This is a genomic window from Serratia sp. N21D137, from assembly GCF_047530005.1.
Taxonomy (GTDB): Bacteria; Pseudomonadota; Gammaproteobacteria; order Enterobacterales; family Enterobacteriaceae; genus Chania; species Chania fonticola_B.
The window spans coordinates 66,938-82,208 of the sequence record NZ_JBLJAJ010000020.1 but is presented as its reverse complement, the minus strand read 5'-3'; the positions used below and the strand labels follow the sequence as shown (position 1 = coordinate 82,208).

The window sequence follows — 15,271 nt, the reverse complement described above, 5'->3', positions numbered from 1 at the left end:
CCATGCAAGATATTAACACTACCTGGTATGAGCTTGATTATTATCGCCAGCGTCAGTTTAAGGCGGGTTGGCAGGATCTGATCGAAGTGGTGTTCTCCGGCATCCTGGCTTCTGCTGATGCTGCGGATAGCCGCGATTTTCTGCGTTTGATGGGGAGCAACCTGGCGAAGAAGCTGCCATTACCTGAGGCGGAAACGGTGGGAGAGTTGGAGGATGCTCTCAATGCCTTACTACGTCAGTTTGACTGGGGCAGGGTGCAGATTGAGGCGAATGGCGAACAGATGATCCTGACTCATTATGCCTACCCGCACAGTGCCGATCCGGCCAACGAGGACGTCTGGGCACTCTCTTTTGCCACGGTGCTTGAGGGGGCCTATGACGCCTGGCTGCTGGCTCAGGGCGGTGAGGCGCATGTTTCCCTGCGCTGGCGCAGCCCGGCCAAGGATAACTCTCTGGTTTTTTGCTATAGAAACGAGCAACGCAGGTAAACATGATGACGAAAAGCAGGTTTGGTAGGCTCCGCGTACTCCTGCTTTGGCTGGGGTTGGTATTTTCCCTTGGTGCCCAGGCTGCCGACAGCGGTTGGGCGCAATACAAACAGCGTTTTCTCTTAGCTGACGGGCGGATTGTCGATACCGGCAATAACAACGTCAGCCATACCGAAGGGCAAGGGTTTGCCATGCTGTTGGCGGTTTACAATGACGACCGCCCCGCGTTTGACACCCTCTGGCAATGGACCCGCAACACCCTGTATCGCAAGGATATCGGCCTGTTTTCCTGGCGCTATGAGCCGGGGAAGGCGGTGCCGATAGCCGATAAAAACAACGCTACCGATGGCGATATTTTTATCGCCTGGGCGTTGCTGGCGGCGGGGAAACGCTGGAATGTTCCCGCCTATCTCGCCTCCTCGGTGCAGATTCAGCAAGCCTTGCTCAAACACACCGTGATCGACTATGCCGGTTATCGGGTGATGTTGCCTGGTGCTAGCGGTTTCAGGCAGAACGGTTCGGTGATCGTTAATCCTTCCTATTTTGTCTTTCCTGCCTGGCACGCGTTTTACCAGGAAAGCCATTTGCCAGCGTGGAAAAAGCTCATCGACGATAGCATGACGATGGTCAGCAGAATGCGCTTTGGCAAACAGTATCTGCCCAGCGACTGGGTCACGCTTCAGGCCAATGGGCAAATGGCTCCTGCCAGCGACTGGGCGCCGCGATTTGGTTTTGATGCGGTGCGGGTTCCGCTCTATCTCTATTGGGACAAGGCTGACAGCCTGTCACTGAGTCCGTTTGCCAGCTTTTGGCGCGGCTTTGATCGCCGGGCGACACCGGCCTGGCAAGATGTGCTTAGCGGCCAGCGCTCCGACTATAATCAAAGTCAGGGGATGAGGGCGGTCAGGGATCTGACGGTGGGGGATCGGGGGCCGCTAAAAGATCGCCTGGCACCTGATGAGGATTACTATTCTGCCAGCCTACACCTGCTGGCCTACTGGGCACAGCGCAGCCAACTCTAGTGTAACTTGGCGCTTTTCACCTCAGCGGCAAGCGCCTCGCCGGGCTTTATGCTATCTTACGCGCCAGAAAACCCTTTCAGAGAGCCCGTTACGGTGGAAAAAAAGAAAAGTTTCCCGCAGCAGAAAAGCGGCCTGCATCCGCGCAATCGCCATCGCTCACGCTATGATTTCCCTACCCTGATCGCCACCTGTCCGGGGTTGGAACCCTTTGTGAAGCCCAACGCCTGGGGCGATATCTCGGTGGATTTCGCCGATCCTGCCGCGGTGAAAATGCTCAACCGTGCCTTGCTGATGCACTTTTATGGCATCGAACATTGGGATATTCCGGCCGACTATCTCTGCCCACCGATCCCGGGGCGTGCCGATTATCTGCATCACCTGGCCGATCTGCTGGCGACCAGCAACGGCGGCGAGATCCCTCGTGGCAAAGGCGTGGCGATCTTGGATATCGGCGTGGGGGCCAACTGTATTTACCCAATCATCGGCCAGCGCGAATATGGCTGGCGCTTTACCGGCTCGGAAACCGATTCGGTCTCGCTGGGGGCTGCCAAGATGATCGTGGCCATGAATCCGACGTTAAAAAATACCGTGCGCTTGCGCCAGCAGAAACAGCAGGAGTGTATCTTCAACGGCATTATCGGTGTTGCCGAGCGCTTCGATGCTACCTTGTGTAACCCGCCGTTCCACGGTTCCGAGCAGGAAGCGCGCGCCAGTACCCGCCTCAAGTTGCATAAGTTGGGCAAAGGGGCGGTGGCAGAAAAGCCGGTGCAGAACTTCGGTGGCAAGAACAATGAGCTGTGGTGCGAAGGAGGTGAAGAGGCCTTTGTGCGCAAGATGGTGGAAGAGAGCGTCGGTAAAGCGAAGAACTGCCTGTGGTTTACCTCGCTGATCTCGAAAAACACCACGCTGCCTGCCATTTATTATGCGCTTAAGCATGCCGGGGCCGCTGAGGTGCGCACCATCGAAATGGCACAGGGGCAGAAGATTAGCCGCTTTGTGGCCTGGACCTTCCTTGATGCCGAGCAGCAAGCCGCCTGGGCGGCAGAACGCTGGCAGTAATTGCCCGACCGTTGCCGGCGATCGAGCCGGCAACGATTATTTATTCTGTAGTTCCTTTCATTCCGTCTGGCTTGCGTTATCCTCAATACTGTTAATAAATTCCCACGCTGCTCATTAGTTAAAAAAACAATAATTACATAGCTTAATAACCGTTTGTATCCAGTTTATCTGGAGCATTGTCGTGCGCAATGTTCAGGGCGATAGCGCGCTTACAGGTGAGCAAGAAATGCAGAAAAATAGAGAGTGCTTGCCGTTAACTCCATCTGCCAGAAGGATTTACCCGATGTTTTTAAACCTCCGTCAGTCAAATAGCCCGCGGCATGCTGAATTGGCAGCCATTGAAGACGCGGTAGCGATGATCGTATTTAAACCCGACGGCACCGTAATACGTGCCAACGATCTGTTCTTGCAAACGATGGGGTATGAGCGCCAGGATGTGATTGGTCAGCATCATCGTATTTTCTGCGATCAACGCTATGTCGCCAGCCCGGCCTATCAGCGGCATTGGCAAAAGTTAAATAGCGGCGAAGCTATTACCGATAATATCAGGCGTATTCGCAAGGATGGTGAAGTAGTCTGGCTGCAGGGAACCTATACCCCGGTGTTAAATAAGCACGGTGAGGTGGTGGAGATCATCAAGATTGCCAGCGAGGTGACCCGCCGTATTACTCAGGCTCAGGAGCATCAGAGTCTGTTAGCGGCGTTGAATCGCTCAATGGCGATGATCACCTTCTCGCCAACCGGCATTATCCTGGATGCTAACGACAATATGCTCGATCTGATGGGCTATCGGCTGGAAGAAGCACGCGGCCAGGCGCACAGCATACTTTGTACGCCAGAGTTCGCCGACTCTGACGAGTATCATCAGCACTGGCAACGGTTGGCCCAGGGGGAGTTTTTGACCGGGCGTTTCGAACGCCTCAACCGGCGTGGAGAGCGGGTATGGCTGGAGGCCAGCTATAACCCAATCATCGACAATGAAGGGCGGGTATTAAAGGTGGTGAAAATCGCCCAGGACATTACCCGCCAGACTTTCCAACAGCAGCATGAAGAGGAAATGGTGCGCAATGTCCATCATCTCTCCATGGGGACCGATAAAACCGCTGCCCAAGGGGCGATCATTGTGCAGCAGGCGGTGCAGGGGATGCAGCAGGTGGAGATGGCCGCACGGCAGACTTCGGACGTAGTCAGCGACTTGGGGCGCTGTTCGCAACAGATTGGCAATATGGTTGAGGCGATCCGCAAAATTGCCGCCCAGACCAATCTACTGGCGATTAACGCCTCGATCGAAGCGGCGCATGCGGGCGAGCATGGGCGCGGTTTCTCCGTAGTGGCTAATGAGGTGCGTACCTTGGCCGAACAGTCCCGTAAAGCGGCCTGCGAGATTGAGCAAGTCACCAAAACCATTCAGCAAGGGGTAACGGCGGCAATCAACAAGATGGTGACCTGTGTGGAACAGGCGGGCGGGGGCGTGGCGCTAGCCAAGGATGCCGGGGAGGTTATCAATCAGGTCAATGTGGGTATGCAGGACGTGGTCAAACTGATGCAGGCGTTTACCTCTGTCAAACAGAGTGACGTGATCCACTGAGGTTTTGCAGAGTTGCATACCGTTAAACGGGGGCAGCGAGCATGGCCCTGCGGTTGAACATGTGATTGAGCAACATTGCCATCAATAAAAAGCCCCTTACGGGGCTTATTATTATCGCTTCAGGAAACGTGCTGCAAGAACTCGCGCAGGCGTGGGCTTGGCGGGTTGTTGATCAGGTCATGAGGGTTGCCATCTTCGGCAATCCGGCCTTTGTCGATAAAGATCAGGCGTGAGGCCACCTTTTCAGCGAAGCCGACTTCGTGGGTCACGATCACCATCGTCATACCTTCTTCGGCCAGATCCTGCATGACCTTCAGCACTTCGTGACGCAATTCCGGATCGAGCGCCGAGGTTGGCTCATCGAACAGCATCATTTTAGGCTTCACCGCCAACGCACGGGCAATAGCTACACGTTGTTGCTGCCCGCCGGAAAGCTCGGAAGGGTAGTGGTGAGAACGCTCTGCCAACCCAACCTTGGCTAACAGCGTGTGCGCCAGCTTTTCGGCATCGGCCTTTTTCAAACCGCGTACGCGGATTGGGCCAAAGGCCACGTTTTCCAGCGCCGTCAGGTGCGGGAACAGGTAGAACTGTTGGAACACCATACCGGCTTCCTGGCGGATCAGGCGGTCGTCCACCTTCGGATCGTTCACTCTCAGGCCGTCGACCACCAGTTCACCGCTGGTGATCTCTTCAAGCTTGTTGATGCAGCGCAGCAGGGTTGATTTACCGGAGCCAGAAGGCCCGATGATCACCACCACTTCACCCTGTTTGATATGCAGATCGATATTGTGCAGCACCTGGGTCGGGCCAAAGTGCTTGGAGACGTTTCTAAATTCAATCACAGGATTTTCATCCTTCTTTCCAGACGACGCAGCACGAAGCTAAGCATCAGGGTAATAATCAGGTACACCACCGCAACGGCGCTCCAGATTTCCAGCGCGCGGAAGTTACCGGCAATAATTTCCTGCCCCTGACGGGTCAGTTCCGCTACACCGATCACGATGAACAGCGAAGTATCCTTGATGCTGATGATCCACTGGTTACCCAGCGGTGGCAGCATGCGGCGCAGTGCCAGCGGCATGATCACATAACGGATGGTCTCGCGGCGTGACAGACCCAGCGCTAGCCCGGCCTCACGGAAACCGCTGTGGATCGACAACACCGCGCCACGGGTAATTTCCGCAATGTAGGCGCCCGAGTTGATCATGATGGTGACCACGGCGGCGGTGAAAGGATCGATGCGGAAATCGCTAAAGGCCATGGGCAGGGCGAAGTAGATAAACATCACCTGTACCACAATCGGCGTACCGCGGATCACTTCAATGAATACCAGTGCCACATGGTTGGCGATCCAGCCGCCATAAGTACGGGCGAAACCGGCAACCAGGCCGATGATCAGGCCGCCAATCAGACCGAGGACCGAAATCCACAGGGTCATCTTGGCGCCTTCTAACAAAATTGGGATGGCGGGCCAAATGGCGCTCCAGTCGAATTGCATAGTGTTATCTCCCGGTGATCCAAGCAAGGGGATCAATAAACAACAAAGCACAGGGGGCGGGTACACCTCCCCTGTGCTCAATTAATAACTTATTGGCTTATTAACTTCATCAATTACTTAGGTTCGGTACCAAACCATTTTTTGTAGATTTCGTTGTAAGTCCCGTTGTCGCGCAGCGTTTTCAGCGCGGCGTTCACCTTTTCACGCAGCTCGTCGCTGCCTTTCGGGAAGGCGATGCCATACTGCTGGGCTTCCAGGGAGTCGCCAACGGTTTTGAACTTGCCAGCGCCTGCGGTCTTGATGAAGTACAGGATGTTTGGCGTATCGTGCAACACGGCGTCAGCACGCTTGGTGCCCAGTTCCATATAGGCGTTGTCGATGTTCGGGAACTGACGCAGATCTTTGGTTTTGATGTGCTGCTTGGCGTAATCCACCGAGCCGGTGCCGCTCTTCACTGCCACCACTTTGCCGTCCAGATCCTGGATGCCTTTCACGCTGTCATTGTTAGCGTTGACCATCACCAACAGGCCGCTTTTGTAGTAGCCATCAGAGAAGTCGATCGCTTTTTTGCGTTCGTCGGTAATGGTGATACCGGCCAGCGCCAGATCGACGTTCTTGGTCTGCAGCGCAGGAATAATGCCGCTAAAGTCCATTGGCTTCAGGGTGTAATCCAGCTTCAGCTCTTTGGCAATCGCCGCCCACAAGTCGATATCGAAACCGACGTATTGATCACCTTGTTTGAATTCAAACGGCACGAAAGCGGTGTCCGTGGCGACAACCAGCTTGTCTGCTGCGTGAGAGCTAACGGCAAAGGCCAGGGAAAGTGCGGCCAGGGAAACTTTAAAAATAGACTTCATGAGAGGAATTCCTGTACAGGTTGCGGATTACCCATTTTTTATGTTGCATTTTGTGCTATGGAAGAATCGTGCCAAGTTTGCAATCATTATAAAAACAAGGGGTTGCGTTATGATGTTGGGTTTGGATAGCCAATTATAATTTTTATGCACCACTTACGGGCACCAAAATGGTGCAGTGAGACCTTGGTGGTGCAATTGAGCTATCATCAACTAAACAATAGCCGTGAAACAACCGATAATTAACAATTATCGATCAATAATGATAACTAACTCTAACTTTATAGCCATAGTCCGATGTCATTTGGTGCAAACAGGCGTGTTTTGAAGGGAAGTAGGGTTAACGCAGCTGGCTGTCTTTGCTGCCCCGGCGATTGAACAGGCTGCTGGCAGCCTGTTTTTTATCCATTTCCGCCTGGCAGTTAACGCAGTAGCGCACCCCTTGCAGCGCCAGACGTCGGGCTTCGGGGATCTCTGTGCCACATTCCTGGCAATAGTGTTCGCTTTCGCCGTGGCCGAGCGCCTGGCGAGCACGTTGTACGGCATCATCTACCGTTGAGTCGATTTGATCCTGCACCGCGCCGTCCGCTGTCCATCCGCCTGCCATGCCCACCTCACTATTGAACCTGTGAATGCTTGCAATCCTGATTGGATCATCATCAGTGTAATCCAGCCCGTTTTTTATACAACTCGGCTTGCAGATAAAAAAACAGGCTGGGGCAAGGCCCACAACCTGTTGTTTGGCGCCAGGATGGCTGGTTTTATTCGATGTTGGATTCGATAAACCACAGGAATTTGTCCAGATCGCGCGATGCGGCGGTGAACATGTCTGCGGTGTCTTCATCCGGAACTTCCGTGATGGCTTGGCGGATGTCGTTGGCGACGGCTGCATAACGATCGGCCAGCGCTTTCAGGTGATCTTGCACGCTGTGAATATTGGTCGGGTAGCTTTTCAGCGGGGTTTTGTCATTTACCACCTGTACCGTACCCAGCGCAACGCCACCGAGCTGTACGACACGTTCTGCAAAAGTATCCTGATGGTCGGTGATGGCGGTGCGGAAGCCGTCGAGCATTTCATGCACGGCAATAAAATTGGCACCACGCATGTTCCAATGCGCCTGCTTGGTGATCAACGACAGATCGATAAACTGCACAACCTGATGGTTCAGCGCCTTGATGGCGGCCTGCTTGGTTTTCTCATCCACATCATTGCGTGTGTACAACAGGTCAGAAGATTTCGTTTTCACCAGTTTAGCGGTACTCATAATAGATATCCTCTTCTTGATGGGTGTAATCCTATTTTGTTACGGGAGAAATTATAGCAGCTTAAATTTATTTTGCAGGGCGAAAAGGGCGATTAAATAAATAGGTGATAACTGCTGGATATTTTCATCAGAAATGCGTATGACATATTTGGTGATTCGTGAGATATTGATAATAAACGTTTTTTAAGCTTTTAGAGGGTAACGGTTGAGATCCCCCACTAATAATAGACACCGATTGAAGGGATATTTCAATGCGCAATTATTGCAGGGTGTTTCTGAACGTCGAAATAGGGATTATTTTCCCATTAATTCATATTGATAGCCAATTATCCTCAGGGTGTTCGCCGTAACTCTTTTTTGTACCATCACAGGTTGCAATGGATCGAGTCTCTGTTGAGTAAGGGCGCGGGTATTTTGACCGTATCGGTCTCCGTCTTGCCCTGGATAATATGCAGCGCAGCATGGCGACCTATTTCGTAATGCGGCAGTTGTACCGTCGAGAGCGGCGGTAAGAATAGCTCGCCAATGCCAACCATATTGTCGTAACCCACGACCGACACATCTTGCGGGATGCGCAGGCCCTGCGCCAGTAGCGTCTGATAGACCATAAAGGCGATACGATCGTTGCCGCAAATGACCGAGTCGAACATCGGATTACCCTGTTTGATATGTGCTAGCACAATGGCCGGGATATCAAGGTAGTGCTCATCGCCATGCTCCATATAGACATGCATGAGAGTGTCAGGGTTGATACCTGATTGCCGGCAGGCGCGCTCCAATCCCTGACGGCGGCGCAAGGTGGCAAGATGGTGTTGTGGCAGATGCAGGCAGAGTGGTTGACGATTACCTGCTGCGAGCAGAGCCTGCACCGCCTCAAACTGGCCTTGTTCGTCGTCCGGAATATAGCTGGCTACGGGATCGTGCAAACTTTCACAGTTGGCCAGCACGCACGGGAGGGTGAGTAGTTTGGTCGGCAGCGGCACCTGACGTAGCCCCATGGTGGTGTAGATGATGCCGTCTGGCCGGTGTGAAAGCAGAAGGTCGACAATGGTATCTGGGTTATCGTCAGAGAACATATTTACCACGAAACTATTCCAGCCATACGCCCGGGCGGTCTCTTCGATAGACAGAGTGATTTCCACCGAGAATGGCGTGGTCACAGTATCGAGGGCCAGCACCCCGATAGTATTCGGCGTGGCATGGGCGCCGCGTATTTTTTTCGCTGATAGGTCCGGAACGTAATTGGTCTCCTTGATGGCGACCTGCACGCGTGCCAGGGTCTCAGGCTTTAGCCTTTCTGGGCTATTGAGCGCGCGCGAAACCGTCATGAGCGACACATTGGCCAGTTTCGCCACATCCTTAAGAGAAGCCATATCTATTACTCCCGTCATTACCTTCAGGCAACAGGCTATACGACGACGTTGCTGATGTAAAAGGTTCAGCGGCTATTCTGTCGTAGAAAGTAAAAGAACCGTAGCGAGTGATTTTTGATCATGATCTCATTTTTTTGATGTTAACGTTAACTTTTGTGATTAACATCATGAATCTCAGCAAAACGACAAGCGGTTTTTTACTTGTTAACGTTACCATGCGAGCATTATTCCAATACGAGAATGCCATAATGAAAGCGCATCACTCTCATAGCTACCCACTACTCAGTGCATTACTGTTTTTCTTTTTCGTGTCCTGGTCCTCAACTGGCTCTTTGCTCTCGATCTGGTTGCACCAGGAAGTGGGGCTGAAAGCGGGGGATACCGGTATTATCTACGCGGTGTTGTCCGTCTCCGCGCTATTGGCGCAAATCTGCTACGGCTTTATCCAGGATAAACTCGGCCTGCGTAAAAACCTGCTCTGGACCCTTACCGGGTTGTTAATCCTTTCCGGACCAGCCTATTTATTGTTTAGTTATCTGTTACAAATCAATATATTGCTCGGAAGTCTCTTCGGTGGGATTTATATCGGCATAACCTTTAACGGCGGTATCGGCGTGCTGGAATCGTATACCGAACGCGTGGCGCGCCAGAGCCAGTTCGAATTCGGTAAGGCGCGGATGTGGGGATCGCTGGGCTGGGCGGTAGCGACCTTCTTCGCAGGACTTCTGTTTAACATCAACCCGAAACTAAACTTCGCAGTCTCCAGCTGTGCCGGACTGGTGTTCTTTATCCTGCTTGCGCGGTTGCGGGTGTCTTCTGCACCGCACGCGATGCAGGAGGCGGTGTCCGGTGGCAAAGTGAAGCTGGATGACGTGCTGCGTCTGCTGACGCTACCCCGCTTCTGGGCGCTGGTGTTTTTCGTCATCGGTACCTGTATTTACGGCGTTTACGATCAGCAGTTCCCGGTTTACTTCTCTTCACAATTCGCCACGTTGCAGGAAGGCAACGCCATGTACGGTTACCTCAACTCGTTCCAGGTATTCCTCGAAGCCGCCGGGATGTTCTGCGCCCCGTGGTTGGTTAACCGCATCGGTGCGAAAAATGGCCTGATTTTCGCCGGGATGGTGATGGCGTTGCGTATGGTGGCCTCCGGGCTGGTCGAAGGGCCGCTGCTGATTTCCATCACTAAACTGTTGCACGCGGTAGAACTGCCGATTCTGCTGGTCGCTATCTTTAAATACAACAGTTTGAATTTCGACAAACGCCTGTCTGCCACTCTCTATCTAGTGGGGTTCGCCTGCACCAGCTCGGTTATCGCCTCGGTACTGTCGCCGCTGGCAGGCTATAGCTACGAAAAATACGGCTTTGCCCAATCCTATCTGATTATGGGACTACTGGTGTTCTGCACCACCTTTATCTCCATCTTCCTGTTGCGCTCCAGTAAGTTATCTTCAGATCCTCTGATGTCGCAACCTTCCGCTATATGATTGAAAAGAGTAAAGACTATGACGTATTCAATATCCAAGGCTGAACAGGAACTGCAGGCTAAATGTGAAACGCTGAACTTGCGTTGGTATCCGCGCTACCACCTTGCCGCGCGCGCGGGCTGGATTAACGATCCTAACGGTCTGGTCTGGTTTGACGGTTGGTATCACGCTTTTTACCAGCATCATCCGTATTCCACGCAGTGGGGGCCGATGCACTGGGGCCATGCGCGCAGTAAAGATCTGGTTCATTGGGAGCACCTGCCGGTCGCGTTGGCTCCGGAAGGCCCGGAAGATAAAGACGGCTGCTTCTCTGGCTCGGCGGTTGTTGATGGCGATACTCTGGCGTTGATTTATACCGGGCATAAATTCCATGGCGACACCAGCGATGAGGCTAACCTTTATCAGGTGCAGTGTCTTGCGACTAGCCGCGACGGGGTCTGTTTTGAGCGTCAGGGGATCGTGGTAGATACTCCGCCGGGTCTGCACCATTTCCGCGATCCTAAGGTGTGGCGTGAAGGGGATAGCTGGTACATGATAGTTGGCGCTCGCGATGGCGAGACCGGCCAGGTGCGCCTGTACCGTTCGGAGGACCTGCATCAGTGGCATGATGCAGGTGTCCTTGATGAGGCGGAAAAAGAGATGGGCTATATGTGGGAGTGCCCAGATTTCTTCACCCTCGGGGATAAACGCATCCTTATGTTTTCTCCTCAGGGGATGGCGGCTGAAGGTTTCAACAACCGTAATCTGTTCCAGAGCGGCTATCTGCTCGGTGAATGGCAGCCGGGGCAGCCGTTTGTTCGCAAAAGCGAGTTTATTGAACTCGACCACGGCCACGATTTTTATGCACCGCAAAGCTTCCTGACTCCCGATGGCCGCCGCATCGTTATCGGCTGGCTGGATATGTGGGAATCGCCGTTGCCCGAACAGCAAGATGGCTGGGCGGGAATGCTCTCTCTTCCGCGAGAACTGAGCCTCGGCGCAGATAACCGTCTGCAAATGCGTCCGGCCAAAGAGGTCGAAGGTCTGCGCGGCGCATGGTTCCCATGGCCAGTGAGTACGTTGAAAAATCAGCAGACCACGATGGTAGAAAACTGCGAAGCGATGGAGGTGATCCTAAACTGGGATTGTGCTAACAGCAGCGCAGAACAGTATGGCATCAGCTTCGGCGAGGGGCTGCGCGTTTATGTCGATGCGCAGATGCAGCGTCTGGTTCTGGAGCGCCGTTATCCGCAGTATGGCCTTTGCGGGGTACGTAGCGTACCGTTGACAGCCGGAGCATCGCTGAAACTGCGGTTGTTCTTTGATAGCTCCTCCTTGGAAGTTTTTGCTAATGATGGCGAAGCGTGCCTCAGCAGCCGTATTTACCCGGACGCTGCGCGCCGTGAGCTAATGCTATTTGCCTGGAGCGGTTCGGCCTCCCTGTCCGAGGCAGGGGCCTGGCAGCTCGAATAATCTATTTTTATATGCAAGGGATGTGGTAAATAAAGTATTGCGCATGCGGGTACCGCATCCCGAACGATTTAAAGCATAGATTTAAATGTGTTAACAACCCGTTTGTCATAGCGGGTGGGTAATTATTGTCTTCATCATCGAGTTTCACGCATAAATATAAATTAAATAATAATGGATTAACGATGAAAAATAATGATGGTTTACAGGTAAAAAAAGTCCGGGTCGGATGTTTGCTCACGTTTTTAGCAAGCGCTTGCGCGAACGCTCAAGCACCTCTATCTATCGAGGAGCGATTGGCGCACCTGGAACAGCGACTGAAAGAGACCGAGCAGCGGGCCGTCCGTGCGGAGACGGAGATTCGTGCGCTGAAACGGCAGGACAAACCGGTAACGGTGGCCAGCGCGACGCCGACCGAACCGGCATTACGGCTTAATGACTATGGTGAATTAAAATTCTATGGTGACGTTGAGTTTAATATGGATGGCGCTAGCCGTACCGGCAGCCTGACCTCGTTGAAAACCAGCGCTAATAAAAACTGGGCGCCGGGCGATAAGGAACGCTGGGATATTAACGGGCGTATATTGCTTGGCTTTGATGGATTACGTAAAGGGTCGAATGGGAAATATGCCGGTTTCAGCGTACAGCCGCTGGCGGATATGAATGGCAAAATGAATCTTGATGATGCGGCATTTTTCTTCGGCCAGCAAGATGACTGGAAGATTAAAATGGGTCGTTTTGAGGCCTTTGATATGTTTCCGCTTAATCAGGATACCTTTATTGAATATTCTGGTAATACGGCCAATGACCTGTATTCCGACGGCTACGGTTACATTTACATGATGAAAGAGGGGCGCGGGCGCAGCAGCAGCGGCGGCAACTTCCTGCTCAGTAAAACACTTGATAACTGGTATTTTGAAGTGAATACGCTGGTGGAGGACGGCAGTTCGCTGTTTGTCGACCAGAACTATCACGGCAACGCGCTGGATAGCCGTAAAAACGTGGTTTACGTGCGCCCTGTTGCCGCGTGGCAATCCGGCGAGTGGTCGGTGGCTGCAGCGCTGGAGAGCAACCTCGTTAATAATGCCTACGGCTATCAGAATCAGCAGGGCATTTGGGTCGACCAGTCCAGGCGTACCGGCTACGGTATGACCATGAGCTGGAATACGCTGAAAACCGATACGCAGAACGGGGCGGTGGTGAACCTGAGCACCGCATATCTTGATGCGACGGATGAAAAGAACTTCAGCGCCGGTATCAATGCGCTATGGCATCGCGTTGAGTTGGGCTATATCTACGCGCATAACAAAATCGACCGTTTCAATATGAACAGTGTGAATGCTGACTGTGACAGCGATTGCGCGATCCTGGCACCGGGAAACTACGATATCCACACCATTCATACCTCCTGGCAACTGCCGAATATTATGGATATGCCAAACTTTAATACCTACCTAGGGGCTTATGCTTCCTGGTTGGATGCTTCGACGATAAATCCAGGTGACACCGATATGCGCTATGGCATGAGGGTGCGCTTCAAATATTTATTCTAAAATTGGGTGGTTAAGGAAACACTATGAAACTGTGGACAGTTGGCGATGCGGTAATCGACTTATTACCTCAGCCAGATAGGCAATATAAAGCTTGTGCTGGTGGTGCGCCGTTAAATGTTGCTGTGGGGGCAGCTCGTTTGGGATGTGATTGTGGTTTTATTGGCAGAGTCGGTGATGACCCATTTGGCCACTTTCTCCAGCAAACTCTCTATTCAGAGGGAGTCGCAACGCAGTATATACAATTTGATGAGCACTATCATACCAGTACCGTGCTGGTAGCGCTGGGGGATGATGGCGATCGCAGTTTTACATTTCTGGTAAATCCTTCTGCCGACCAGTTTTTATCCTCTAAAAATCTACCCGATTTTGAGGATGATATATTGCACTTTTGTTCGTTGGCTCTGGTTGCCAAGCAGAGCCGGGAGACCTTGGTCAAGGCGATGAGCTTAATAAAGCAACGCGGTGGCATGTTGAGCTTTGATGTCAACCTGCGGGAGACAATGTGGGAAAACCCACAGGAGATGCTGGCAACGGTAACGCAATTTGCTAATCAGTCTGATATTTTAAAACTTTCAGAAGAAGAATTATACTGGATAACCGGTACTACTCATGATGAAAAAGCGTTGGAAATACTAAAGAGATTTCCTTCTAGCCTCAAAATTGTCACCTGTGGTATCCAAGGGGCTATTGTCTTATGGCAAGACTTGGTCATACACGTAGACTCGTACAAGGTGAACAGTTTAGATACGACGGGGGCAGGAGATGCCTTTATCGCTGGGCTATTGGCAAATATCTCTCTTGGAAATGGTTTGCTTGATTTTGAACAATTAAAATTAGCCCTGACGCAAGCCAGCGCCTGTGGCGCGCTGGCGACGACACAAAAAGGAGCTTTATCAGCATTACCCGATGCGGAGGGGGTTAAACGTTTTATTGGATCTGAGCATAGACTGACATTTAAGGTTAATTCTATAAACCTTCTTGAGTGAAATGCAGCAGACCTATTGTAATATAAGATGTCTATAAGTCAGTTAAAATGGATATCGTCGGAAAGCATGAAAATTAACGTGGTGGTCACCAGCGGCAGCGGTAAAAGCACCGTTGCCCGCCAATTGGCGCAAAAGCTAGCCGTACCTTATATCGAGATGGATAAGCTTTACTGGCGGCCAAACTGGCAAGGTGCCTCGGATGACGAGTTTTTGCATCTGGTCGAACAGGCGTTGGTATCAGCCCCTGCGGGGTGGGTATTGGATGGCAACTATACCCGGACCAAAGCCGTGAAATGGCGGGACGTTGATTGGGTTGTCTGGGTTGACTACGGACTCTGTCGCACGCTGTGGCAGGCGGTTCGCCGCGCAGCGGTGCGGGCTTGGCACCAGACTGAGCTATGGCCCGATACTGGCAATTGCGAGAGCTTTCGCCGGTCTTTCTTTAGCCGTGAGTCGATCATCCTGTGGACCCTCAAAACCTACCGCAAGAATCGTATAAAGTATCTGGCAGAGCAGCAGGATGCCGCCAATCGCCATATTCGTTTTATCCAACTGCGCTCTCCGGCGGAAACCGCGGCTTTTCTGGCTAGCCTCTGCTAGGGAGCTTTATTCGATTCAGCTTTTTATGTTCACTAGGTATGGAACTCTG

General features: G+C 52.4%; 15 protein-coding genes. 9 read left to right on the top strand and 6 right to left on the bottom strand.

Annotated elements, in window-relative coordinates; all coding sequences use genetic code 11:
- Positions 1-2 precede the first annotated feature (2 nt).
- From bcsD to ACMV5H_RS16435, 4 genes are all read left to right on the top strand, one after another.
- Positions 3-488, top strand: a complete 486-nt coding sequence (bcsD, locus tag ACMV5H_RS16450; RefSeq protein ID WP_414822110.1) for a cellulose biosynthesis protein BcsD — start codon at positions 3-5, stop codon at positions 486-488.
- Between the two features lie 2 nt (positions 489-490).
- Positions 491-1,510 carry a glycosyl hydrolase family 8 gene (locus ACMV5H_RS16445; protein ID WP_414822109.1) on the top strand — a complete coding sequence of 340 codons (1,020 nt, stop codon included), beginning with the start codon at positions 491-493 and terminating at the stop codon, positions 1,508-1,510.
- 93 nt (positions 1,511-1,603) lie between these two features.
- A complete protein-coding gene (gene rlmF, locus ACMV5H_RS16440) occupies positions 1,604-2,569 on the top strand; it encodes a 23S rRNA (adenine(1618)-N(6))-methyltransferase RlmF (protein WP_181817530.1) in 966 nt (321 codons plus the stop codon).
- 283 nt (positions 2,570-2,852) lie between these two features.
- Positions 2,853-4,157, top strand: a complete 1,305-nt coding sequence (locus ACMV5H_RS16435; RefSeq protein WP_115159208.1) for a methyl-accepting chemotaxis protein — start codon at positions 2,853-2,855, stop codon at positions 4,155-4,157.
- Between the two features lie 119 nt (positions 4,158-4,276).
- Here ACMV5H_RS16435 and glnQ read toward each other — a convergent pair whose 3' ends face one another.
- From glnQ to ACMV5H_RS16405, 6 genes are all read right to left on the bottom strand, one after another.
- Positions 4,277-4,999, bottom strand: a complete 723-nt coding sequence (glnQ, locus tag ACMV5H_RS16430) for a glutamine ABC transporter ATP-binding protein GlnQ (RefSeq protein ID WP_021180508.1) — start codon at positions 4,997-4,999, stop codon at positions 4,277-4,279.
- Entirely contained in the window at positions 4,996-5,655 is a 660-nt protein-coding gene (glnP, locus tag ACMV5H_RS16425; protein ID WP_021805129.1) for a glutamine ABC transporter permease GlnP, read from the bottom strand. The genes glnQ and glnP overlap by 4 nt, the downstream gene beginning before the upstream one ends.
- A 113-nt stretch (positions 5,656-5,768) precedes the next feature.
- Positions 5,769-6,512, bottom strand: a complete 744-nt coding sequence (glnH, locus tag ACMV5H_RS16420; RefSeq protein ID WP_021805128.1) for a glutamine ABC transporter substrate-binding protein GlnH — start codon at positions 6,510-6,512, stop codon at positions 5,769-5,771.
- Positions 6,513-6,849: 337 nt separating this feature from the next.
- Entirely contained in the window at positions 6,850-7,116 is a 267-nt protein-coding gene (locus ACMV5H_RS16415) for a DksA/TraR family C4-type zinc finger protein (RefSeq protein ID WP_021805127.1), read from the bottom strand.
- Positions 7,117-7,270: 154 nt separating this feature from the next.
- The gene (gene dps / locus ACMV5H_RS16410) at positions 7,271-7,774 is read right to left on the bottom strand and encodes a DNA starvation/stationary phase protection protein Dps (RefSeq protein ID WP_021180512.1); all 504 of its coding nucleotides are present in this window, start codon (positions 7,772-7,774) and stop codon (positions 7,271-7,273) included.
- Positions 7,775-8,139: 365 nt separating this feature from the next.
- Complete coding sequence (locus ACMV5H_RS16405; protein WP_021805126.1) at positions 8,140-9,147, bottom strand: LacI family DNA-binding transcriptional regulator; 1,008 nt, start codon at positions 9,145-9,147, stop codon at positions 8,140-8,142.
- A 245-nt stretch (positions 9,148-9,392) separates the two neighbouring features.
- Between ACMV5H_RS16405 and ACMV5H_RS16400 the strand changes: the two genes are divergently transcribed.
- The 5 genes from ACMV5H_RS16400 to ACMV5H_RS16380 all read left to right on the top strand — a co-directional run bounded on the left by ACMV5H_RS16400 (position 9,393) and on the right by ACMV5H_RS16380 (position 15,222).
- A complete protein-coding gene (locus ACMV5H_RS16400) occupies positions 9,393-10,634 on the top strand; it encodes an MFS transporter (RefSeq protein WP_037375204.1) in 1,242 nt (413 codons plus the stop codon).
- A gap of 18 nt (positions 10,635-10,652) precedes the next feature.
- Positions 10,653-12,086 (top strand): glycoside hydrolase family 32 protein, encoded by a 1,434-nt coding sequence (locus ACMV5H_RS16395; protein ID WP_414822108.1) that lies wholly within the window; start codon positions 10,653-10,655, stop codon positions 12,084-12,086.
- 182 nt (positions 12,087-12,268) lie between these two features.
- Positions 12,269-13,636: a carbohydrate porin gene (locus tag ACMV5H_RS16390; protein WP_037375082.1), complete on the top strand. Its 1,368-nt coding sequence runs from the start codon at positions 12,269-12,271 to the stop codon at positions 13,634-13,636.
- A 23-nt stretch (positions 13,637-13,659) separates the two neighbouring features.
- The gene (locus tag ACMV5H_RS16385) at positions 13,660-14,622 is read left to right on the top strand and encodes an aminoimidazole riboside kinase (protein WP_414822107.1); all 963 of its coding nucleotides are present in this window, start codon (positions 13,660-13,662) and stop codon (positions 14,620-14,622) included.
- Positions 14,623-14,688: 66 nt separating this feature from the next.
- A complete protein-coding gene (locus ACMV5H_RS16380) occupies positions 14,689-15,222 on the top strand; it encodes a shikimate kinase (protein WP_414822106.1) in 534 nt (177 codons plus the stop codon).
- Positions 15,223-15,271: the final 49 nt, after the last annotated feature.